Here is a 20,174-nt window from a genome sequence, read left to right as displayed (position 1 = left end):
CAAAAGCACATGACTTCCGTAGTCGATACCAGCGTCAAATATTTTTCGAGCCTCATGCCTGGCGCACCCGCGCTGAGCGGCACCGTGGGCGCGCTCATCAACCTGCTCGATGCGTGTCTGAAGGATGGCTTCGACCTCAAGTCGCTCACCTCGCTCACCGTGGCGGGCGGCGTCGCGACAGCGGCATTCACGGGCACGCATTCGGCGCAGGTCGATGCCGTTGTGCTGATTGCCGGTGTGACCGGCGGCCCCAGCGGGTGGGCGGGTCTCAACGGCGAACAGAAGGTCACGGGCAAACCGGGCGCCACGTCCGTGACGTTTGCCACCAGCCTGCCGGACGGCAGCTACACCGGCGCCATCACCATGAAGATGGCGCCGCTGGGCTTCGCGAAGATTTTCAGCGGGACGAACCTGGCGGCCTACCAGTCGACGGACCCGCAGAGCACGAAGATGATTCTCAGGGTGGATGACACCGGCACGACCACCGCGCGTGTCGTCGGGTGCGAACAGATGAGCGACATCAGCACCTACTCGGGTCTGTTTCCCTCCGCTGCACAGATTGCAGGCGGTGGATACTGGCCCAAAAGCAACAGCGCGAACAGCACGGCCGTGCAGTGGCTGCTCGTGGGCGATTCGCGCGGCTTTTACATCCACGTGTGCACTGGCTATGGAGCCAATTCGCAGTTCATCCAAGGCTTTACGAAGGCCTTTGGCGATGTCGTGGTGTTCAAGCCGGGCGGCGATGCCTATGCATGCAGTCTGGCCTATTCGGCGATAACGACTGCCTCTTCGCAGGTCGATGGTCAACCGGAATACGCGCAGCAGGCCCAGAACGCGTTTCCCAGGGCGTACACAGGTCTGGGTTCATCGCAGTTGAGCTACTGCCTGCCCTACACCGGAACGACCAACTCGATGTCGGGCGCCGACACCAACTTCGGCAGCTTCCCGAATCCGGTCGATGGATCGCTGCGCATGTCCAAGCGCTACTACGCGACAGCGACAACGGGCAACGCGCCACGCGGCGAGGCGCCTGGCATCTTCTCGGTGCCGCACTCGATGGTGTTGGACTCCTTCAGGTTCAACGACCGCGTGGCGGGCAGCGGTCCGCTCGCGGGAAAGAACTTCATCGTGGTGAATCCGAGCAACACCAATACGACCGGCGTTCCGTCCACGACGAATGCAGGTGCGACGTTCTTCGACATCACCGGTCCTTGGACGCGCTGAGCAATGGCTGCACATCGCTACTGGCGAGCCATCGGGTTGGAGAGCTACGGCGAGGCGCTGGAGCTGACCGAGTTTCATCTGCTCGGTGCCGGCGTGCGCGTCGATGCGCCGGCGGTGCTCACGTCGAGCATCGCGCCGGCCGCCGGGTCGCCGGCAAACCTCAAGGACGACAACCTCTCGACGGGCGCCTCGTGGACGGGCGCGAGTGTGGCGGCGCTGGTGCTGTCGTGGGACTTTGGCGCCGGCGGCTCTGCGGATGTGACCGACATTCGCCTCGGCTCGGCAGTGGATGCAGCGAAGTTTCTGCTTGCGGGCAAGCTGCAGTATTCCGACGATGCAACCACGTGGGTTGACGCATGGACGCCGTTCGCCGGTGTCGCCTGGCCGGGACCGAGGGCGAAGACGACTTCGGAGGCCATCGGCGGTTGGCTGCGAGGATTCAAGAACGATGTGGACCTGAGCGCGGGCGGCAGCATCGCGACGCTGAAAACCGCCAGTGGCGTGAGTCCTCGCGTCGCGACGGCCGGACGGACGGCCGGTGTGCTGCAGGTTGAGTTTGAATGGCTCAACGTATCTCTCACAGGCGCTACGACAGCAGTCGGCGTCATGGGCGCGGCCTCCCTGCCAACGTCTGGCGCTACCGTCGTTGGTAACGCGCTTGATTCTTGGGCATACACGAATACGGGCACAAGGCGAACCAATTCCGTTGGGGTCGCTTACGGGGCGAGCTACACGCTGGCTGACGTGATCGGGATGGTGGTCGATTTCGCGGCGGGATCGATCACCTTCTACAAGAATGGTGTGAGCCAAGGCGTCGCGTACTCGGGCCTGTCGTTCGCGGAGCTGTTCGCGGCGGCGCAGATGTACAACTTCGGACAGAACTGGCAGGTTCGCATCCGCACGAAAGGCTTCATCTACCCGGTGGCGGGCGCGACGCCGTGGGAAGAGCGCGACTCGGCGATCACACAGAACGCCTTGAGAGGGAAGACCAGAGCTGCGGCGGTGGCGGTGGCGCCCACGCCAACGACGGTGCCGGTGGACTTCGGGAATATGCGGCTCTCTCCGGTCTACCAGGCGCGAGGGGACTACCTCACCGGCGTGATCGGCCGCGGCACGGGTCGCGTGCGCGGCTTCACGCTCGACTACGTGAACCCGCTGAACAAGCCTTACCGCTGCCGCGTGCGGCTGGTGCGCGAGTCGGATGGCCTGCAGTTGCGCGAAGCGTGGAGCGCGGCAGATGGCAGCTACGACTTCCAGTATGTCGATGAGCTGCAGAGCTACACCGTCATTGCCTACTATGAGGCGCATGGCAAGCGTGCCGTCGTGACCGATGGCCTGACCCTCGCCAATGGCAAGGTGGAGCTGATGGCATGAACGTGCTCGCCATCAACGCCATGCTGGGCGGCCTCGTGGGTTACCTGGGCGCGGGCGCGCGGCTGCTCGTGTACGGCGGTGTGCAGCCTGGCGAGGGCGGCGCTGGCACCACGCTGCTGGCCGCGGCCGTGCTCGCGCTGCCGGCGGGCGAGGTGACGGACGGGCAGCTCTCGCTCGTGCAGGCGGACACGGCCGGCGACCTGGCTGTCGCAACCGGCATCGCCACATGGGGCCGGCTCGAAGTCGCCGGCGGGCCGTGGGTCGCCGACTTCAGCATGAGCGGTCCCTCGGGCGCCGGGCAGGTCAAGCTCGTGGTGCAGAACCCGCCGGAGGGCGACCCGGAGGCAAAGCTCTATCAGGGCGGCACCTTCTTCATCGGCGAGGTGGTCATCGGTGGTTGACGATCTTCTCTTTCGTCAGCCGCCGCTCGATGGGCCGCCGAACATCCTCGTGTTCGGCGAGCCTGAAGAGCCCGCCAGCGGCGCGGCCTATGCGCTTGGGCGCATCCCGCTGCCGCTGTTCGGGGTGTCGGGCGCGGCGATGGTCACCATGCCGCCGCTCGCGTGGGCCACCGGCGCCATCGCGCTGCCGGGCTTCATGTTGCGCGGCGCGACACGGTATGCGAGCGCGGTCTCTCGGCCGCTCATGGGCAAGACCTCGGCCGCCTGGCAGCTTGCCGCGAAGGTCGAAGGCGGCGCCAGCATGAAGCATCAGAACGCGCTTCCCGCGCGAGTGGGTCGCGTGACGGCCTGGCAGAAGGCGACGCCACGCGCCTGCGCTGCCTCGGTGGTCTGGCAAGACGTGATGGCATCGCGCGCCGCGGCGGCGCTGCGCCACCAGGCCGCGCGCGAATTGCAGCAGGGCGCCGGCGTGCGCCATCAGGACGCAACCCATGCGCGCACGGTCGCTGCACTGTGCTGGCAGGAAGCGCAGCGCCTGGCGCCCGGCCCGGTGGGTGTGCGGTATCAGGAGGCCGAGCGCATGCGCCGCATGGTGCGTGCGCGGTGGCAAGAAGCGGCACGCGCGCAGGCGCTTCACCGCGATGGCTTCGGCGCCGCGCAGCAACTCGACATCGGCATGGTGTCTCGCTGGCAGGCGGCCATGTACCCGCTGCCCGGGCGTTCGGTCATCGGCCCGCCCGGCGGCGAGAACCCTTGCTACACGCCTTCGACAACGCTCGTCTTCCGCGAGCGGCAGCAGCACAGCACCACGCTGATTTTTGTTTGCGAGCGGCAGCAACTGCCGCCGGGCACCGGCGAAACCGTCGTCGTGCCGACTCTGGAGGTCTACACCGTGCAGAACAGCATCAGCCTCGTGCGCCTCGACAGCGGCGAGCCCTTGGAGGCGCTGGCCTTCTCCATGAGCCTCGATGCGGACTCGTGGACGTGGCGATGGAATGCGACGCTGCCGGGCGCGGCGTGGCCGATCATCCGCCGCGGCATCAGCGCGGCGCCCGTGGAGCTGCTGGCGACGGTCAACGGCGTGCCGTACCGCCTGAGCGCGACCGACTGCAGCCGTGACCGGCGCTTCGCCGATGGGAAGGTGCAGGTTCAGGGCAAGGGGCGCGCGGCGATGCTCGATGCGCCCTATGCGCCGACGCTCAACCACGCCGCACCGGCGGACCGCAGCATTGCGCAACTGCTCGACCTGGCGCTCACATACAACGGCGTCAACGTCGGGTGGGGCATCGACTTTGGCCTCACCGACTGGGCCGTGCCTGGCGGGACGTGGGCGTTTCAGGGGAGCTACATCGGCGCGGTGCTCGACATCGCGAGCGCGGCCGGCGCCATCGTGCAGCCGCATGCGACCGATGCCACGCTGCGCATCCTTCCCCGGTATCCGGCCGCGCCGTGGCACTGGGCCTCGATGGCGCCCGACTTCGTGCTGCCCGCCGCCGCGGTGGCGGTGGAAGGCATCCAGCTGAAGACGAAGCCCGACTACAACCGCGCGTTTGTCGCCGGGACCACCGCCGCCGGCGTGCTGGGCCAGATCACGCGCAGCGGCACCGCCGGCGACAGCGTGGCCACCATGGTGACGCACTCGCTCATCACGCACAGCGATGCGGTGCTGCAACGCGGCCTTCCGATCCTCTCCGACACCGGCGCGCAGGCCGACGTGACGCTGAGCCTGCAGGTGCGCCCGGAAACCGGCGTCATCGTGCCGGGCTCGCTCGTGCAGTACGAGGAAGGCTCCGAGACCTTCCTCGGCCTCGTGCGCAGCGTAGCGGTGAACTGGCAGCGGCCCGTCTTGCGCCAGTCGATCACCCTCGAAACCCACGCGGAGGCCTGAGGTGTCCACGAACCTTTTTACCGCCTTCGTCGCGTTGCTGCCGAGCTACCCGCTGCAGCTCGCAACCATCACCGCCATCGAGGGCGAAGTCGCGCAGCTCGTGCTGCCTGGCGGTGGCGTGCTCACGGCCCGCGGCGCCGGCGCCGTGGGCGATCAGGTCTTTGTGCGCGATGGCGTGATCGAGGGCCAAGCGCCCGACATGCCCTTCGTGCAGGTCGAAATCTAACCAGACAACGAAAGAGAGAGCACTTCATGGACATGGGCGACATCGCCGGCAATCCGATCGCACAGCTTGCGTTTCTGGTTCTGTCGGCGGCCGGTGGATACAAAGTCTGGCGCGCACAGCAGCCGACCGAAGCGAAAGAGCGCGCGGACAGCTCTGGCCAGATCGCGGCGCTTGCGACGTGGAAGGAACTGCTCGAAGGCGAGCGGGCCGCGCGTGTGAAGGCCGAAGAGCGCGCCGACAAGTTCGCGGCCGAGCGCAACGAAGCGCTTGAACAGGTCTGGGAAATGAAGGGCCAGCTCAAGGCCATGAACGAGAACCTTGCCACGCACATGGCCGAGCTGGGCTCGCTGCGCGATCAGGTTCGCCAACTTCAGGAGCAAATCCATGCGCAATGACAGCGCGCCGCTCGATAAGCAACCGCGCATGCGCGTGCCGCGCCAGTGGCGCCGCCTCTTCGAGACCGTGGGCGTGGTCGGGAGCCTGTTCCTCGGCGGCTTCGGCTCGGGCTACTTCTGGGCCACGCGCAGCGCGGAAGCGCAGATCACGCGCCAGCGTGATGACCATCTCGCGGAAATCGACCGGCTGCGCGATGCGTTCGGGGACCGCCTCAGTTCCCTTGCCGGCCGCGTCAACGAGGCGGCCGGCACCGCGGCGGGCGCCGCGCAGGCAGCGGGTGAGGCCGCCAGCACTGCACAGACCGCCGCACAGACCGCCAACCAGGCCGCGAAGACCGCGGCAAAGGAGTTCAAGAAACCATGATCGACACACAGACCCTCATCGACTGCACGGGCGCCGCGCGCGCCGACGCCGAACGCTACGTCCTGCACCTGGCGGATGGCATGAACCGTTTCGGCATCCACTCGGACAACGCTGTAGCGGCCTTTCTCGGGCAGCTCACCATCGAGTCGGATGCACTCGCGAAGGTGGAGGAAGGGCTCTACTACACAACGGCGGCACGCCTGCGCGAGGTCTTCCCGAGCCTGTTCGTGCAGGGCGGCTATCGGGCCGAGGACTACGTGCGCATCCCGAAGAGCTTGAGCGCGCTGCGCTACAAGGGCTTCCATGGCCGCGGCCTGATTCAGTTGACCTGGGAGGATGCCTACATCGCAGCGGGGCGCGCCATGGGCGTGAACTACCGCGACAACCCCGAGCTGCTGCTGCAGCCGCAGCATGCCGCGCTCTCGGCGTGCTGGTTCTTTGCCGACTTCAAGGGCTGTCTGCCGGCGGCCGAGCGTGGCGATGTCTACGAGATCACCGGGCGCGTCAACGGCCCGAAGCGGCTGAAGCTCGCCGAGCGCAAGGCGGCCACGGCGCGCGCTTACAAGGTGCTGACGAAATGAGCTTGATGCAAGCGCTGTTGGCTGCGCTCGGCGTCAGCTTGTCCGCGAACGCCGGCCTCGGCTGGGCATGGGTCGGCGCGCGAGAGAAGGCGGCCACATCGATCCTGCAGCGCGACGATGCGAGGGCGGCGGCCTCGGCCTGCAGCGATGCGACCGACGACCTTCGCACGCTGGCCGACAAGCGCGCCGCGGAGGCGAAGAAGGCGCAGGCGGCGGCGCGCGACAAAGCAGTAATCCATCAGCAGGCGGCCAACACGATCCTGAGCACGCCGGCGGCTGTACCGGCTGATGCCTGTGCAAGCGCACAGGTTCGCATCGACTCGTGGTTAAGAGGGAGGGTGCAGCCATGAGGTTGTGCGCGCAAATGGTGGCCCTCGTGGCACTTACTGCCTCGCTCGCTGCGTGCGGGGTGGCCCCGATCCAAGCCGTGAAGGTTCCCGTCCCGGTGGAGTGCCGCGTAGAGGTCCCTGCGCGGCCTGCAATGCCGACCGAGGCGCTTTCCCCGGGGGTAGACCTTGATCGTTTCAGCGCGTCGGCTCTTGCAGAGATTGAGCTGCGGGAGGGCTACGAAAGCGAACTGCGAGCAGCGCTAGCCGAATGCGCCAATCGGCGATGACCTAGGCGTTGTCGTTGGCTCGCCACTGGCTGGTGAGCTTCTCAGTCATCGCGGGGTAAAGGGTCGCCGTCCGGGGATTGCAACGCCGCGCTGAGGGCCATAAAATTCAGCCGCTCGGGTTCATGCCCGACCGTGCATTTCTTGAATGCACCCGCCGAAAGCTCTTTGCCCGGCGCCCGCACTGCAGCTCATGCAACCGGGGACTTCCAAAGTTCAACCTTAGGAGTTCCCATATGCGGAAATCCCACCTTCGACTTCAGTTTCTTCGTCGCTGCGCCTGCAGAAAGCAGGACGGCCGGTGCTTCTACTGTCTTAAGCCCATGGGCCGCGATGTCACCGCCGAACATCTGGTGGCTCGCATGGACGGTGGCAATGACACGCCTGCGAACATCGTCGCGGCATGCCGGCGATGCAACGCTGCGCGGCATCAGGAAGATCAGACCGACGCGCCAGACCCGGCCACGCACCAGACGTTCGTTTTGCTGATCGCTGCCGCTGGCCTCGACCTTGGTCTCCGCCGCCACGGCGCGAAAAAGAAGCCCGCCGAAGCGGGCTGATGCTCAATGCGCGGGAGGCCCGATCTCTGCTCGCAGCAGGTTCCGCTGCTGGATTACGTCCACCAGATTCGTGTGGAAACCCTCAACATCTGGAAGCCGGAACCCGAGCCACCCGAGCCCGGGATGACGGAAGTTGAGCACCAAGCTGCCGTCGCCCTCAATGGACCATTGCCAAGCCGGGCCGTTGACTTGCGGCGGGTCTTTGATAACCAACGGCAGTTTGGGCGGAAACGCCGGCTCCATCGTCTTCCTCGTCTCGGCCAAAACGCGGATGAGCCTATCGATCGCGTGGGCGGGCACGACTTCACCCGTGGTTGACCATGCGGCGAAGTCCGTTCCGTCCTCGTGCGTCAACTCGACTGTGATCAACTTCATGCCTGCGCCCTTTCTGGTGCGACCGTTGATGCTGGATGCTCGCGCGTTCGACACATTTTGGCAACGGAGCTTCTAGTCGCGCCCATGAAAAAGCCGCTTCGAAGCGGCTTGGGCTAGGTACTGGCGTGGAGACCAACCGGCGCTATTTGCCAAACTTGCCGGTACTCGGCAATGCCGCCATCCTGTGTTTCGATGCTTTCTTCTATCGAGTGTAGGTCGCTTTCAGCTCCCTCGCCATGACGGCAAATCCCGCGGATACATAGCCCTTCGGATATGGCACGTAGACGATGCCGGAGAGATTCGTCGGCACACTCACTCCGTCTTGGTGAAGCAAGATGACGTTGGCTCGCCCATACTTTCCGTGAAAGAAGCCGATCTCGTGCATCACGTTCTCTCGGGCCCGGACCTGACCTCCCTGGTCAACGTCATCGCCGCTCATGACGATGACGGCCGAGTTGCACCGAGCAGCATTCGCTTCCAGCTTCTCGATTATGGTGTTCCCAGTGCTTGCTTCCTGGGACAGTTCCAGCGTTTGAAGTGCTAGATCGCGCTCAATGTAGGCTTGGACTTCCAGCCAGTCTTTGGCATGGCCATGGGTAATGAAGACACGGTTAGGAGATTCGAGGGCCGATGAGTGGGCATGCTGACTGTTGGCACGGATCTCAAGGACCTGCTCGATATCGCGGGCAAGGCGAGTCATCTGGGCCCGAGAGTAAACGACGTGATCATTTATCAGTTTCTGGCTCGGTTGCTGAAGTAGCGGAGGAAAATCGTCGAAGAAATCAGGTGCTACCGCGCGCAGTACGTCCAACTGTTCGTCGGCCCGGTAGAAGTAGTTCCTGAAATGCTCTGGGTAAAACGACTGCCGTAGCTCAATCGCATTGGGGTTAGAGAGTCGCGAGGCGTTCTCGGAAAGCGCGCTGCGCACCGCGCCCAAGATTGCGGCGAGTTTTGCGAGAGCGACGGTTGCACCTTGCATTGAAACTTCCTGTAGTTGGCGTAGCTTTTGGCGTAGCTTTTATCGAGAGACCTAATATTTCCTTACGGAAGGCACTCCGCCATCATGGGCGTGTGGCCCGAGAAGTCGCTGGCGGAGGGTGCTTGGTCTTGCGTGGTTTTCACCGGCACGTCGTTGAATCCATGGGAGAGAGAAGATGCGCTCGGAAACACCGGGGCCGGCACATTATCGGGGACGCCCGCTGCAGGAGCAGGCCCATGGCACCATCGGATGTGTTCATCAATGTGAATTCCGCGGGGTACCGATGCTCATCAACTGCGTCGTCTATGAAAACGGCTCCAAGCTCGCCGACATTGCGGTCGACGACATCAGCGACTACATCACCCGGCCCGGTTGCTTCGTGTGGGTGGCGCTCAGCGATCCGACCAACGAGGAGCTGGACCACATGCAGATGGAATTCGGCCTGCACCCGCTGGCGGTCGAAGACGCCCACCACGGCCACCAGCGCCCGAAGGTGGAGGAATACGGCGATTCGCTGTTCGTGGTCATGCACCTGGTCGAGCCCTCGACCGAGGGGGAGCACTGCACCAACGTGGGCGAGGTCGACGTGTTCGTGGGCAGCAACTACGTGCTGTCGGTGCGCAACCGCAGCAAGCAGGGTTTCCTGGGGGTGCGCGAACGCTGCGAGCGCGAGCCCGAGTTGCTGCGCAATGGCGCGGGGTTCGTGCTGTACGCGCTGATGGACGCGGTGGTCGACCGCTACTTTCCCGTCATCGATGCGCTGGAAGTGGAACTCGAATCCATCGAGCAGCAGATCTTCGGCCAGGGCGGCACGGCGCGCAACAAGATCAAGCAGCTTTACGACCTCAAGCGCCGCAGCATGATCCTCAAGCGCGCGGTGGCGCCGCTGGCCGAGGCCGCGGGCAAGCTGCACGGCGGGCGCGTGCCGCAGATCTGCCTGGGCACGCAGGACTACTTTCGCGACGTGGGCGACCACCTGGGGCGCATCAACGGCTCGATCGACGCGATGCGCGACACCATCGGCACCGCCATCGCGGTGAACCTGTCGATGGTGACCATCGAGGACAGCGAGGTGACCAAGCGCCTGGCCGCATGGGCCAGCATCTTCGCGGTGTGCACCGCGTTCGCCGGCATCTGGGGCATGAACTTCGAGCACATGCCGGAGCTGAAATTCCACTACGGCTATCCGGTGGCGCTGGCGCTCATCGCCTGCACTTGCGGCTACCTGTATTACCGCTTCAAGCGCGCGGGCTGGTTGTGAGTTCGCCGCGCCGCGCGCCGATACACGGCGCCGACTAACCCGAAACTAATAAACATGTAGATAATCCAGTCCCTTATGAAAAGGGACTTCACCCAGCGTTTCGGCTTCCTCGTCAAGAGCGTGGGCAAGCTCTACAGCGAAGAGTTCGACCGTCTTTCGCGGGAGCGCATCGGCCTGTCCAGCGCTCAGTGCCGGCTGCTCGGCGCGCTCGCAATGCACGGCGACGAGGAGCCGCTGTCGCAGGCCGAGCTCGCCCAGCGCCTCGACCTCACCCCGATGGCCGTGGCCGGCCTGTGCGACCGCATGACGGCCGCCGGCTGGATCCGCCGCGAGCCCAGCCCCCGGGACCGCCGCGTCAACAATATCCTGCTGCAGCCCAGTGCCGAGAAAGCGCTCGACGCCGCGCTGAGCATCAGCGACGGCCTCAACGCGCGCGTCATGTCGGTGCTCACGCAGGCCGAGCGCGCGCAGCTCGTGGCGCTGCTCGGCAAGGTGCACGGCAGCCTGTCCGACATCGCCTCGGGCGGGGGCCAGAAACCATGAGCGTCGCGCCCGGAACGACGGTGCCGCACAAGGGCATGATCACCATCTCGATCATGCTGGCGACCATCATGCAGGCGCTGGACACGACCATCGCCAACGTCGCGCTGCCTCACATGCAGGGCAGCCTGCAGGCCTCGCAGGACCAGATCACCTGGGTGCTCACCTCGTACATCGTGGCCTCGGCCATCGCGCTGCCGCTCACCGGCTGGCTGTGCGGACACTGGGGGCGGCGGCGCGTGTTCATCATCTCGGTGATCGGCTTCACGGTGGCCTCGGCGCTGTGCGGGCTGGCGACCTCGCTGGTCGGCATCGTGGCGGCGCGGCTGCTGCAGGGCATCTTCGGCGCGGCGCTGGTGCCGCTGTCGCAGGCCGTGCTGCTGGACATCAACCCGCGCGAGAAGGTCGGCCAGGCCATGGCGATCTGGGGCGCGGGCATCATGGTCGGGCCCATCCTCGGGCCGCTGCTGGGCGGCTGGCTCACCGAGAACTTCGACTGGCGCTGGGTGTTCTTCATCAACCTGCCGGTGGGCATCTTCGCCTTCTGGGGCATCGCGCGCTACCTGCCCGAGAGCCGTCCGCAGGGCGAGAGGCTCGACATCTTCGGCTTCGTCACGCTCAGCCTGGCCATCGGCATGCTGCAGCTGTTCCTGGACCGCGGCGAGCAGCTCGACTGGTTCGACTCGTGGGAAATCAAGCTCGAGGCCGCCGCCGCGCTGGTGGCCTTCGGCTTCTTCGTGGTCCACACCTGGACGGTGCAGGGCGTGTCCTTCTTCGACCGCGACCTGCTGAAGGACCGCAACTTCGTCACCGGCCTGCTGTTCGCGTTCATCGTCGGCATGATCCTGTTCGCCACCATGGCGCTCCTGCCCAACTTCCTGCAGGGACTCATGGGCTATCCGGTGATCTACACCGGCGAGGTGACCGCGCCGCGCGGCGTGGGCACGATGATCGCCATGATCATCGTGGGCCGGCTGGTGCAGCGCATTGACGTGCGCGCGATCATGGCGGTGGGCTTCGGGCTCACCGCGTTCTCGCTCTACCAGATGACGCGGCTCACGCTGCAGATGGACAGCACGCTCATCATCGTCTCGGGCTTCATCCAGGGGCTGGGCATCGGCTTCACCTTCGTGCCGCTGTCGACCGCGACCTTCGCGACGCTGGCGCCGAGGCTGCGCAACCAGGGCACGCCCATCTTCAGCCTGCTGCGCAACATCGGCAGCAGCGTGGGCATCTCGATCGTGCAGGCGCTGCTGACCGAAGGCTCGAGCAAGGCGCATGCGCAGATCGCGGCGACCGTGGCGCCGGGCAATCCGGCGCTGTCGACCCTGCCGCAGATGATGTCGCCCGACTCGATGAACGGACTCGCGCTGCTGAATGCCGAGGTCACGCGGCAAGGTGCGCTGATCGGCTACCTCGACGACTTCGCCATCATGATGATCATCACCGTGCTGGCGATTCCGTTGCTGCTGCTGATACGCAGCCCCAAGCGCAACGCGGCGACCTCGGGCCCGGCCGAAGTCCCGCACTGACTTCGGTGTTTCTCCCTCCCCCGCCGGGGGAGGGCAGGGGTGGGGGCAAGCGGCGCGTATGTCGCTGGCTGCGGCTTTTCATGGGCCGTCTGCCCCCATCCCAACCTTCCCCAGAGGGGAAGGAGCATGGCCTCCCGCGACAGCAGGAGCAACTCAATTCACTCGTCGTGCGAATCGTGCGTGGCCGCCGCACCCTTGCGCCAGTAACCCGAGGCCCGCGTCCATTTCGGGTTGGCGCCGCGCTCGCCCACCAGGTGCGCGCGCAGCGCCTTGGCGATCGCCGATTCGCAACCCACCCACGCATGGAAGTCGCCAGCCGGCAGCTTCGCGGCCTTCAGCGCATCGACCAGCACGGGGCTCGTGCCCGGCTCGGCGCCGCGGCGGTGTACCCATTGCAGCGTGAGCTCGGCCTGCGTCTCGAACGGAATCTCGTCGGCTTCGCCGTCGACCTCCGCCAGCACCACCGCGCGCGCGCCGGCGGGCAGTTCGGCCAGGCGGCGAGAGATCGCGGGCAGCGCGGTGTCGTCGCCGATGAGCAGGTGCCAGTCGAACTCCATCGGCACGATGAACGAGCCGCGCGGGCCGCCCACGCCGATGACATCGCCAGGCTTGGCCTGCTCCGCCCATTGCGTGGCGGGGCCGGCGTCGTGCAGCGCGAAGTCGATCTCCAGCGTGCCGGCCTGCGCGTCGTGGCGGCGCGGCGTGTAGTCGCGCATGGTCGGGCGGCCGCTTGCGGGCCACACCGGGCCGTCGGGGCCGGCCGTGGGCAGCGTGAGCTTGCCGGTGGCGGCGTCGGGAAAGAAGATCTTCGCGTGGTCGTCGAAGCCGGGGCTGGTGAAGCCGGCGAGGTCGTCGCCGGTGAGCGTGACGCGAATCAGGTGCGGCGTCACGCGCTGCACGGTCTTCACCGTCAGTTGGCGAAAGCGAAGCTCGTGGCGCACCCGGCGCGGCGTGCGGTCGGGAGCGGTGGACGCAGATGAGGTGCTGAGGTCAGTCATTGCATGAATCCTGTGTGAGCAGGGCGGGTTGAGATTCGGAGCGCGCAGCGGCCGCGGCGGGCAGGCTGCGCAGGAAGTCGATGTCCAGCGGCTGCGGCGTGCCGAGCCACATCGCGCGGTGTACGTGGTCGCCGGCCTCGTCGCCCGTCAGCGGGTGCACGAGCACGTCGAGGCCTTGCCGGTTGAGCATGAGCCACGGCACCACGTGGTCGAACTGGCCCGGCGTGAAGCCGAGCTGGAACGAGCCGCTGGAATGCGGCCCGCCGGGCCCGTCGTGAAATACGCCCACCTGCACCGCGAAGCACCCGGTGAGCGCCTGTCGCACCGCGAGCGCAGTGGCGCGCGTCGAGGGGTCGAAGCAGACATGGGCGCGATAGCCCCGGATGACGGCGATGTTGTGGAACACGACGGTCATGGCGGCAGGCGGCGGCCGGATTCAGATCTTCTCGATCTGCTGCGCGGCGCTGTCGAGCACGGCCGCGAAGTCGTGCGCCTGCTGCTCGGTCAGCGGCGTGCCCGACAGGCGCATGCGCATCGCGAGCTTGAGGTTCTCGATGGCGCGCGTGACCTGCGGCGGACGGCCGCCGCGCGGGCCGGCACCGTCGACGCCGCCGCTCATGCGGGCCATCATGGCGTCGGCCATCTCGCGGTTGGCCGCCAGGAATTCCTGGCCGCCGGGCGTGATGCTGTAGCGCTTGCGCCCGCCACCATCGGCGGTTTCAACGCTGAGGTGGCCGAGCTCCTCGAGCAGCGTGAGCGTGGGGTAGACCACGCCCGGGCTCGGTGCGTAGCTGCCGCCAAGGCGGTCTTCGATGGCCTTGATCAGTTCGTAGCCGTGGGACGGCTTGTCCGCGATGAGCTGCAGCAGCACGAAGCGCAGGCCGCCGTGGCCGAACACGCGTCCGCCGCCACGCCCGCCGCGCGGGCCGCGGCCGCCGGAGAGACCGTCTTCATGCTCGCCGCGGGCGTTGCGGCAATGGTGATGTCCGAAATGGCCGAGATGGAAACGTCTCATGTTGGGCACCCTTTCTGATGTGTGTCGGAATTATTTTAGATATATCTAAAACAAAGTCAAACCGATACACCAGAAAAGGCGTGCCCGCCCAGGGCGGACCTGGGAAGCTGGAGGGGAAAAGGACGTTCAGTGCGCCGCGTTGACCGGCGCGTTCTTCTGGTCGGCGTCCGTCAGCGTGCGCAGGAACGCCGCCACGTCGCGGATCTCCGCCTCGGTCAGCGCCGGCTTGCCGCCGCGCTTCTGGCCGAAGGGCATGTCGGTGTTGAGGTTGGCGTGGTACTGCACGGGCAGGTCGTCGTACTGCTGCACCACGCCCTTGGCCGAGCGCCCATACCAGCGCTCGGGCGAGGTGTCGCGCTGCGCATAGAAGCGGATGGCTTCCTCCAGCGAATGGAACACGCCGTTGTGGAAGAAGCTCTGGCGCACCGCCACATTGCGCAGCGTGGGCGTGCGGAACAGGCCGCAGTACTCGGGGTGGTCCTTCATGTCGGTGCGGTACGGGCCGCACAGGCCGAGGTCGTGAAACGCCGGGTCGGCATTGGCCTTGAGCTTGCGGTTGCGCGGCACGCCGAGCGCGATCAGGCCGTAGTCGGTGAAGAACGGAAACGCCCCGTCCTGCGTGCGTTCGCTGATGTGGCAAGAGGCGCAGTTGCCCTTGTCCTCGTCGTTGAACACGCGCAGCCCGCGCGCCTCGGCAGGGCTGAGCTTCGCGGTGCCGCGCAGCACCTCGTCGTACTTGCTGGAGAACGGATAGAACTCTTTCGGCGACTGCTGGAACACTTCCAGCGCGAGGCCGGCGGCCTTGAAGGCAGCGCTCGGGTTCCCGAACAGGTCGTCGCCGAAGGCCTTGCGCATGTCGTCCGCATAGGGTGTGCGCGCCAGCTTGGCCGATACGTCCGCCTCGGATCCATTGGCCATTTCGGCGGCCGACAGCAGCGGCATGGCGGCCTGCTCGTGCGCCGAGCCGGCGCGGCCGTCCCACATGTGGCCGCCGGTGGGGCCGGCGTCGATGCTGTCGTCGCCGTCGTTGTCGTGGTGATGCTCGGTGAAGGCGACGAGCGTTTCGAGGTAGCGCAGCGAGGGCGCCGCGCGCGGGCCTTCCTGCTTGCCGTCGGCGCCGGCGAGCTGTACCGACAGCGCGTTCGGCGGCCCGAATGCATGCTGCGGATCGTGGCAGCTCGCGCACGAGGCCTTGCCGGAGGCCGAGAGGCTGGCATCGAAGAAGATGCGCCGGCCGAGCTCGGTGAGCTGCGCGGCACTCGGCTGCGGGCGGCCGGGCACGGGGGCGTAGGTGGCGCCCACGTAGGCGGGCTGCGCCGGCGGCGTCGAAGATGCGGCCTGTGCGGCCTGTGCGGCCTGCGCGGCCTGTGCGGCAGGCGCAGGCGCAGGCGTGGGCGCGGCCTGCGGTGCCGGCGCGGGTGTCGGGGCGGTCAGCGAATCGGGCGTGCTGCGTCCGCAGGCGGCGAGCACGCCGCAAAGCAGGGGAGCCGCGGCCAGCAGGGCCAAGCGGCGAAGGAGTCGGGTCGTCGGGGGCACGTGGAGAAGGGGTGTGCAGTACGGGCTGCGCCGCGGGGCGCCGACGAGGATCGGTTTCGCGCATGTCAGCGGCGTGACATGTGCCGGCGGATTTCTTAGCCCTGAATTAGCACGCCGCGATGTACGACGAATTGCAACGTGGCTGTCACGCGGCACGCAGAGCATCACGCCGCCCGACCACCGGTCTGGTTCATCCACACCTCATAACTCCACACATGATGACCCCCTCCCAACGTAGCAGCGTGTCCGCGCGCACACGCAATCTCGCACGCCACCTCACCCCCTGGCCCACCGCCATCGCCGCGGCGGCGATGATGGTTGCCTGCGGCGGCGGCGACAACAGCGGCCCGGGCTTCTTCGGGTTCCCCTCCGGCGGCGGCAACACGGCAACGACGACCACCTCGGGCGTGGTCACCGGCAGCTACTACCGCAACGCCAAGGTCTGCATCGACACCAACAACAACGGCCGCTGCGACACCGGCGAGGCCAGCACCACCACCGATGCCAACGGCGCCTTCACGCTCACCGGCCAGGGCGCCGTGGTGGCAGAGATCGGCACCTCGAGCAAGCGCTTCGACCCCGACACCAACACCGAGACCCCCGTTACCCAGCCGCTGGTGTTCCGCGCGCCGGCGGGCGCCAACGGCGTGGTCAGCGCCATCACCACCGAGCTCGTGGCGCTCATGGACGCCAACGGCGGCGACCTTGCCGCAGCCCGCACCGCGCTCGCCGCACGCCTGGGCGTGCCCGAGGCCCAGCTGCTGGCCGACCACAACAAGCAGACCGATGCGGCCGTGAAGACCGCGCTGCAGAACGAGATCGACCAGGCGATCGAGCGCATTGCCGAAGCCGTGGCCGAGGCCGGCGCGGGCGGCGACGTGATCGCCGCGCTGCGCAACCGCTTCGCGCTCGACCAGATCACCAACGTGGTCGTCATCTACGCGGAAAACCGCGGCTTCGACAACCTGTACGGCCTGTTCCCCGGCGCCAACGGCATTCCCGGCGTGAACCCGACCTCGTCGACCACCACGCCCGAGCCGCAGAAGGACTTCGACGGCGCCACGCTGCCGACGCTGCCGCCGGTGTGGGGTGGCGTTACGGCCGCCGGCCAGACCACCACCATCACGCAGGCGCAGACCGTGGGCATGCCCAACAAGATGTTCCAGATCGACGCCGAGGCGGGCTTCTTCAACACGGGAACCGTGGTGCCGCAGACCGTGATCTCGCGCGACCTGGTGCACCGCTTCTACAACAACCAGATGCAGATCAACGGCGGCAAGAACGACAAGTTCACCGCCTACTCCGACGCCGGCGGCCTCAGCATGGGCTACTACGACGGCAGCAAGATGCAGCTGTGGCAAGTGGCCAAGAACTTCACCCTGGCCGACAACTTCTTCATGGGCGCGTTCGGCGGCTCGTTCCTGAACCACCAGTACCTCGTGTGCGCCTGCGCGCCGCTGTACCCCAATGCCGACAGCGCCGACTCGCCGGCCAGGAAGTCGATCTCGGCCATCGACACCGATGCCAACGGAAACTTCGTGCGCCTCACGCCCGCTGCCGACGCGCCGACCTCGGTCCTCAACGCGGCTCCGAAGTACCTGAACGACAGCACCATCACGCCGAAGGACGCCGCCGGCAACTTCTACGCGGTCAACACCATGCAGCCGCCGTACCAGCCCAGCGGCAACGCACCGGCGTCCGCGGACAGCAGCAAGCTCTTCGCCGACCCCACGGCCGCGACCACGCTGCCGCCGCAGACGCAGACCACCATCGGCGACCTGCTCACCGCCAAGGGCCTGAGCTGGGCCTGGTACGGCGGCGCATGGAAGGACACCACCGCCATCGCCACCGGCGACCGCAAGTTCCCGGCTGCCGTGCCGCCCGCCGCGCAGACGCCGAACTTCCAGTTCCACCACCAGCCGTTCAACTACTACGCGGCCTTCGACCCGAGCGCCCATCCGGACGCCCGCGCCGCCCACCTGAAGGACTTCGACGCCGACTTCCTGAAGGACGCCGCCGCCGGCACGCTGCCCGCCGTGAGCTTCTACAAGCCGCAGGGCAACCTGAACCAGCACGCCGGCTACGCCAGCGTGGCCGACGGCGACGCGCACATCGCCAACGTGCTCGCCAAGCTGCAGGCCAGCCCGCAATGGAAGAACATGCTCGTGGTCGTCACGTACGACGAAAACGGCGGCTTCTACGACCACGCCACCGTGCCGAAGGGCGACCGCTTCGGCCCCGGCACGCGCATTCCCGCGCTCATCGTCTCGCCGTTCGCCAGGAAGGGCTTCGTCGACAAGACCCAGTACGACACCGCTTCCACGCTGCGCTTCATCACGCACCGCTGGTCGCTGCCGCCGCTGAAGGGCCTGGTCGACCGCGACGCCGCACTCGTCAAGAACGGCGGCCACCCCATGGGCGACCTGACTGGCGCGCTGGTCTTCAGCAAGTCCTGAGCGTGCAGGCCCTTCGGGGCTCGAACGAACCAACGGGGCGCCTCTTGCGGGGCGCCCCGTTTTTCATCGGGCAGCGTCAGCCCGCCACGACGTTCGCGCCGCGCGCGTAGTGGCTCGGCGCTTGCCCCACGTGCCGGCTGAACGCCGTGCTGAACGTGCTCGCCGAGGCATAGCCCACGCGCTGCGCCACTTCGCCGATCGCCAGGTCCTGGCGGCGCAGCAGGTTCCTGGCCAGCGCCATGCGCCATGCCAGCAGGTATTCCATCGGCGGCAGGCCCACCGCGCGCGTGAAGCGCTCGAAGAAGGCCGAGCGCGACAGCGCCGCCTTCTGCGCGAGCTGCGTCACCGTCCATGAGCGGGCAGGGTCCCTGTGCAGGTGGCGCATGGCCAGCGAGAGCCGCGCATCCGCCAGCCCGCGCAGCAGGCCCGGCGGCGCGTTCTCGTGCGACGACGAGCGCAGCGCCTCGATCAGCAGCACCTCCACCAGCCGCGTCAGCACCAGGTCGCGGCCCGAGCGGCTGTCGCGCGCTTCCTCGCCCACCAGCTTCACCAGCACCGACAGCCGCTCCACGCCGCGCACATGCACCAGCGCCGGCAGCAGCGACACCAGCAGCGCCGCGTCGGGCGAATCGAACATGAAGTAGCCGCCCAGCAGCCGCACGTCGGGCCGTCCGCCGCGCCTGCCATGGCGGACTTCGCCGGTGGGCGAGGGCGCGACCTTCGGGTCGATGTGCACCGGCGCGGCCGGCTCAAAGCCCGACATCGCGAAGCCTGGCGTGGCCGGCATCAGCACGAAGTCGCCCGCCTGCAGCGTGGCCGGCGCCTGCCCATCGACCGCCAGCAGGCAGCTGCCTTCGAGCACCGCGCAGAAGCTCGGCTGGTCGTAGTTCGAATAGCGCACCGCCCACTGGCCGGCGCCGCTGATGCACTTGGAGAACACGGCGCGCGGCTGCAGCAGCGCAATGACTTCGGACAGCGGATCGTTCATGCCGGACGCTCGCAAACGAATGGTGGACGCTGCATTGTAGAAAGTCCGGCCGCTGCCGAATATCGTTCCCGGACCCCTCCAACCACCAAGGACAAGTTCATGAAAACAGTGCTCATCACCGGCTGCTCTTCCGGCTACGGCCTCGAAACCGCGCGCCATTTCCTCTCGCAAGGCTGGAACGTCGTCGCCACCATGCGAACCCCGCGCGAAGAGCTGCTGCCGCGCTCCGAACGCCTGCGCGTGCTGCCGCTCGACGTGACCGATGCCGCCAGCATCGCCGCCGCGCTGCAGGCGGCCGGCCCCATCGACGTGCTCGTCAACAACGCCGGCATCGGCCTGCTCGGCGCCTTCGAGGCCACGCCCATGGCCACCACGCGCGAGGTGTTCGAGACCAACACCTTCGGCACGATCGCGATGACGCAGGCCGTGATTCCGCAGTTCCGCGCACGGGGTGCGGGCGTGGTGGTCAACGTCACTTCCAGCGCCACGCTCGCGCCGATGCCGCTGGTGGCCGTGTACACCGCGAGCAAGACCGCCATTGAAGGGTTCACCGCCTCGCTCGCGCACGAGCTCGAAGCCTTCGGCGTGCGCGGGAAGCTGGTGCAGCCCGGCTATGCGCCCACCACCCGCTTCACCAGCAACGGCCAGTCGCGCATGCAGGGCCTGATTCCGGAGGCCTACGCGCCGTTCGCGCAGAGCGTCTTCGCGTCGTTCGGCCAGTTGCAGGCCGTGACGGAGGCGTCGGATGTGGCGGAGGTGGTGTGGCGTGCCGCGAACGACACGTCTGCGCGGCTGCGGTATCCGGCGGGTGCCGATGCCGTGGCGCTGGCCGGAGCGAGCTGAGGCGCCGCAGGCCCGGGCAAAGCCT

Annotated in this window: 22 protein-coding genes; 15 read left to right on the top strand and 7 right to left on the bottom strand. The window is 67.2% G+C overall.

Features of this window, described 5'->3' with window-relative positions:
- Nucleotides 1–9: 9 nt before the first annotated feature.
- The 10 genes from AACL56_RS20350 (at nucleotide 10) to AACL56_RS20305 (ending at nucleotide 7,626) form a co-directional block, all read left to right on the top strand.
- The gene (locus tag AACL56_RS20350) at nucleotides 10–1,224 is read left to right on the top strand and encodes a hypothetical protein (protein WP_339091610.1); all 1,215 of its coding nucleotides are present in this window, start codon (nucleotides 10–12) and stop codon (nucleotides 1,222–1,224) included.
- Between the two features lie 3 nt (nucleotides 1,225–1,227).
- On the top strand, nucleotides 1,228–2,598 hold the full coding sequence (locus tag AACL56_RS20345; protein WP_339091609.1) for an SPRY domain-containing protein: 1,371 nt from the start codon (nucleotides 1,228–1,230) through the stop codon (nucleotides 2,596–2,598).
- Nucleotides 2,595–2,999 carry a hypothetical protein gene (locus AACL56_RS20340; protein WP_339091608.1) on the top strand — a complete coding sequence of 135 codons (405 nt, stop codon included), beginning with the start codon at nucleotides 2,595–2,597 and terminating at the stop codon, nucleotides 2,997–2,999. The genes AACL56_RS20345 and AACL56_RS20340 overlap by 4 nt, the downstream gene beginning before the upstream one ends.
- Nucleotides 2,992–4,887 carry a hypothetical protein gene (locus AACL56_RS20335; RefSeq protein WP_339091607.1) on the top strand — a complete coding sequence of 632 codons (1,896 nt, stop codon included), beginning with the start codon at nucleotides 2,992–2,994 and terminating at the stop codon, nucleotides 4,885–4,887. Before AACL56_RS20340 ends, AACL56_RS20335 begins: the two co-directional genes overlap by 8 nt.
- A 1-nt stretch (nucleotide 4,888) precedes the next feature.
- Nucleotides 4,889–5,113 carry a hypothetical protein gene (locus tag AACL56_RS20330; RefSeq protein ID WP_339091606.1) on the top strand — a complete coding sequence of 75 codons (225 nt, stop codon included), beginning with the start codon at nucleotides 4,889–4,891 and terminating at the stop codon, nucleotides 5,111–5,113.
- Nucleotides 5,114–5,139: 26 nt separating this feature from the next.
- Nucleotides 5,140–5,508, top strand: coding sequence for a hypothetical protein (locus tag AACL56_RS20325; protein ID WP_339091605.1), 369 nt, complete (start codon nucleotides 5,140–5,142; stop codon nucleotides 5,506–5,508).
- Entirely contained in the window at nucleotides 5,498–5,872 is a 375-nt protein-coding gene (locus tag AACL56_RS20320; protein WP_339091604.1) for a hypothetical protein, read from the top strand. Before AACL56_RS20325 ends, AACL56_RS20320 begins: the two co-directional genes overlap by 11 nt.
- Complete coding sequence (locus AACL56_RS20315; RefSeq protein ID WP_339091603.1) at nucleotides 5,869–6,453, top strand: glycoside hydrolase family 19 protein; 585 nt, start codon at nucleotides 5,869–5,871, stop codon at nucleotides 6,451–6,453. The genes AACL56_RS20320 and AACL56_RS20315 overlap by 4 nt, the downstream gene beginning before the upstream one ends.
- Before the next feature lie 5 nt (nucleotides 6,454–6,458).
- Complete coding sequence (locus AACL56_RS20310) at nucleotides 6,459–6,803, top strand: hypothetical protein (protein ID WP_339092911.1); 345 nt, start codon at nucleotides 6,459–6,461, stop codon at nucleotides 6,801–6,803.
- A gap of 388 nt (nucleotides 6,804–7,191) precedes the next feature.
- A complete protein-coding gene (locus AACL56_RS20305) occupies nucleotides 7,192–7,626 on the top strand; it encodes an HNH endonuclease (protein WP_339091602.1) in 435 nt (144 codons plus the stop codon).
- A gap of 3 nt (nucleotides 7,627–7,629) precedes the next feature.
- Here AACL56_RS20305 and AACL56_RS20300 read toward each other — a convergent pair whose 3' ends face one another.
- On the bottom strand, nucleotides 7,630–8,001 hold the full coding sequence (locus AACL56_RS20300) for a hypothetical protein (RefSeq protein WP_339091601.1): 372 nt from the start codon (nucleotides 7,999–8,001) through the stop codon (nucleotides 7,630–7,632).
- 202 nt (nucleotides 8,002–8,203) lie between these two features.
- Nucleotides 8,204–8,980 carry a nucleotide-binding protein gene (locus AACL56_RS20295; protein WP_339091600.1) on the bottom strand — a complete coding sequence of 259 codons (777 nt, stop codon included), beginning with the start codon at nucleotides 8,978–8,980 and terminating at the stop codon, nucleotides 8,204–8,206.
- Between the two features lie 283 nt (nucleotides 8,981–9,263).
- On the opposite strand from AACL56_RS20295, the gene AACL56_RS20290 reads away from it, so the two are divergent.
- The 3 genes from AACL56_RS20290 (at nucleotide 9,264) to AACL56_RS20280 (ending at nucleotide 12,313) form a co-directional block, all read left to right on the top strand.
- Complete coding sequence (locus AACL56_RS20290) at nucleotides 9,264–10,241, top strand: magnesium and cobalt transport protein CorA (protein ID WP_339091599.1); 978 nt, start codon at nucleotides 9,264–9,266, stop codon at nucleotides 10,239–10,241.
- Nucleotides 10,242–10,316: 75 nt separating this feature from the next.
- Nucleotides 10,317–10,784 carry a MarR family winged helix-turn-helix transcriptional regulator gene (locus AACL56_RS20285; RefSeq protein WP_339091598.1) on the top strand — a complete coding sequence of 156 codons (468 nt, stop codon included), beginning with the start codon at nucleotides 10,317–10,319 and terminating at the stop codon, nucleotides 10,782–10,784.
- The gene (locus AACL56_RS20280; protein ID WP_339091597.1) at nucleotides 10,781–12,313 is read left to right on the top strand and encodes a DHA2 family efflux MFS transporter permease subunit; all 1,533 of its coding nucleotides are present in this window, start codon (nucleotides 10,781–10,783) and stop codon (nucleotides 12,311–12,313) included. Before AACL56_RS20285 ends, AACL56_RS20280 begins: the two co-directional genes overlap by 4 nt.
- Nucleotides 12,314–12,471: 158 nt before the next feature.
- On the opposite strand, the gene AACL56_RS20275 is transcribed toward AACL56_RS20280, so the two are convergent.
- The 4 genes from AACL56_RS20275 to AACL56_RS20260 all read right to left on the bottom strand — a co-directional run bounded on the left by AACL56_RS20275 (nucleotide 12,472) and on the right by AACL56_RS20260 (nucleotide 15,832).
- Entirely contained in the window at nucleotides 12,472–13,311 is an 840-nt protein-coding gene (locus AACL56_RS20275) for a siderophore-interacting protein (protein ID WP_339091596.1), read from the bottom strand.
- Nucleotides 13,304–13,726 (bottom strand): DOPA 4,5-dioxygenase family protein, encoded by a 423-nt coding sequence (locus AACL56_RS20270; protein WP_339091595.1) that lies wholly within the window; start codon nucleotides 13,724–13,726, stop codon nucleotides 13,304–13,306. The genes AACL56_RS20275 and AACL56_RS20270 overlap by 8 nt, the downstream gene beginning before the upstream one ends.
- Nucleotides 13,727–13,747: 21 nt before the next feature.
- Nucleotides 13,748–14,326, bottom strand: a complete 579-nt coding sequence (locus tag AACL56_RS20265; RefSeq protein WP_339091594.1) for a PadR family transcriptional regulator — start codon at nucleotides 14,324–14,326, stop codon at nucleotides 13,748–13,750.
- A 126-nt stretch (nucleotides 14,327–14,452) separates the two neighbouring features.
- The gene (locus AACL56_RS20260; protein ID WP_425337032.1) at nucleotides 14,453–15,832 is read right to left on the bottom strand and encodes a cytochrome-c peroxidase; all 1,380 of its coding nucleotides are present in this window, start codon (nucleotides 15,830–15,832) and stop codon (nucleotides 14,453–14,455) included.
- Between the two features lie 344 nt (nucleotides 15,833–16,176).
- Here AACL56_RS20260 and acpA point away from each other — a divergent pair, with 344 nt between their 5' ends.
- The gene (gene acpA / locus AACL56_RS20255) at nucleotides 16,177–18,318 is read left to right on the top strand and encodes an acid phosphatase (RefSeq protein WP_425337071.1); all 2,142 of its coding nucleotides are present in this window, start codon (nucleotides 16,177–16,179) and stop codon (nucleotides 18,316–18,318) included.
- A 76-nt stretch (nucleotides 18,319–18,394) separates the two neighbouring features.
- Here acpA and AACL56_RS20250 read toward each other — a convergent pair whose 3' ends face one another.
- A complete protein-coding gene (locus AACL56_RS20250; RefSeq protein ID WP_339091593.1) occupies nucleotides 18,395–19,306 on the bottom strand; it encodes an AraC family transcriptional regulator in 912 nt (303 codons plus the stop codon).
- Nucleotides 19,307–19,405: 99 nt separating this feature from the next.
- On the opposite strand from AACL56_RS20250, the gene AACL56_RS20245 reads away from it, so the two are divergent.
- Nucleotides 19,406–20,149 (top strand): SDR family oxidoreductase, encoded by a 744-nt coding sequence (locus AACL56_RS20245; RefSeq protein WP_339091592.1) that lies wholly within the window; start codon nucleotides 19,406–19,408, stop codon nucleotides 20,147–20,149.
- The last annotated feature ends 25 nt before the right edge of the window (nucleotides 20,150–20,174 follow it).

The organism is Variovorax paradoxus, from assembly GCF_902712855.1.
In the GTDB taxonomy this organism is placed as follows: Bacteria; Pseudomonadota; Gammaproteobacteria; order Burkholderiales; family Burkholderiaceae_C; genus Variovorax; species Variovorax paradoxus_Q.
Note: the sequence above shows the minus strand (reverse complement) of the source record. Positions and strands in the feature narration are given on the sequence as shown.

Excerpts from the sequence above, each read along its gene's own strand:
- AACL56_RS20340 (WP_339091608.1), top strand. The coding sequence starts at position 2,595 with ATGAACGTGCTCGCCATCAACGCCATGCTGGGCGGCCTCGTGGGTTAC.
- AACL56_RS20315 (WP_339091603.1), top strand. The coding sequence starts at position 5,869 with ATGATCGACACACAGACCCTCATCGACTGCACGGGCGCCGCGCGCGCC.
- AACL56_RS20280 (WP_339091597.1), top strand. The coding sequence starts at position 10,781 with ATGAGCGTCGCGCCCGGAACGACGGTGCCGCACAAGGGCATGATCACC.
- AACL56_RS20290 (WP_339091599.1), top strand. The coding sequence starts at position 9,264 with ATGCTCATCAACTGCGTCGTCTATGAAAACGGCTCCAAGCTCGCCGAC.
- AACL56_RS20285 (WP_339091598.1), top strand. The coding sequence starts at position 10,317 with ATGAAAAGGGACTTCACCCAGCGTTTCGGCTTCCTCGTCAAGAGCGTG.
- AACL56_RS20300 (WP_339091601.1), bottom strand. The coding sequence starts at position 8,001 with ATGAAGTTGATCACAGTCGAGTTGACGCACGAGGACGGAACGGACTTC.
- AACL56_RS20250 (WP_339091593.1), bottom strand. The coding sequence starts at position 19,306 with ATGAACGATCCGCTGTCCGAAGTCATTGCGCTGCTGCAGCCGCGCGCC.
- AACL56_RS20270 (WP_339091595.1), bottom strand. The coding sequence starts at position 13,726 with ATGACCGTCGTGTTCCACAACATCGCCGTCATCCGGGGCTATCGCGCC.
- AACL56_RS20310 (WP_339092911.1), top strand. The coding sequence starts at position 6,459 with ATGCAAGCGCTGTTGGCTGCGCTCGGCGTCAGCTTGTCCGCGAACGCC.
- AACL56_RS20275 (WP_339091596.1), bottom strand. The coding sequence starts at position 13,311 with ATGACTGACCTCAGCACCTCATCTGCGTCCACCGCTCCCGACCGCACG.
- AACL56_RS20245 (WP_339091592.1), top strand. The coding sequence starts at position 19,406 with ATGAAAACAGTGCTCATCACCGGCTGCTCTTCCGGCTACGGCCTCGAA.
- AACL56_RS20265 (WP_339091594.1), bottom strand. The coding sequence starts at position 14,326 with ATGAGACGTTTCCATCTCGGCCATTTCGGACATCACCATTGCCGCAAC.
- AACL56_RS20350 (WP_339091610.1), top strand. The coding sequence starts at position 10 with ATGACTTCCGTAGTCGATACCAGCGTCAAATATTTTTCGAGCCTCATG.
- AACL56_RS20325 (WP_339091605.1), top strand. The coding sequence starts at position 5,140 with ATGGACATGGGCGACATCGCCGGCAATCCGATCGCACAGCTTGCGTTT.
- acpA (WP_425337071.1), top strand. The coding sequence starts at position 16,177 with ATGGTTGCCTGCGGCGGCGGCGACAACAGCGGCCCGGGCTTCTTCGGG.
- AACL56_RS20345 (WP_339091609.1), top strand. The coding sequence starts at position 1,228 with ATGGCTGCACATCGCTACTGGCGAGCCATCGGGTTGGAGAGCTACGGC.
- AACL56_RS20305 (WP_339091602.1), top strand. The coding sequence starts at position 7,192 with ATGCCCGACCGTGCATTTCTTGAATGCACCCGCCGAAAGCTCTTTGCC.
- AACL56_RS20295 (WP_339091600.1), bottom strand. The coding sequence starts at position 8,980 with ATGCAAGGTGCAACCGTCGCTCTCGCAAAACTCGCCGCAATCTTGGGC.
- AACL56_RS20320 (WP_339091604.1), top strand. The coding sequence starts at position 5,498 with ATGCGCAATGACAGCGCGCCGCTCGATAAGCAACCGCGCATGCGCGTG.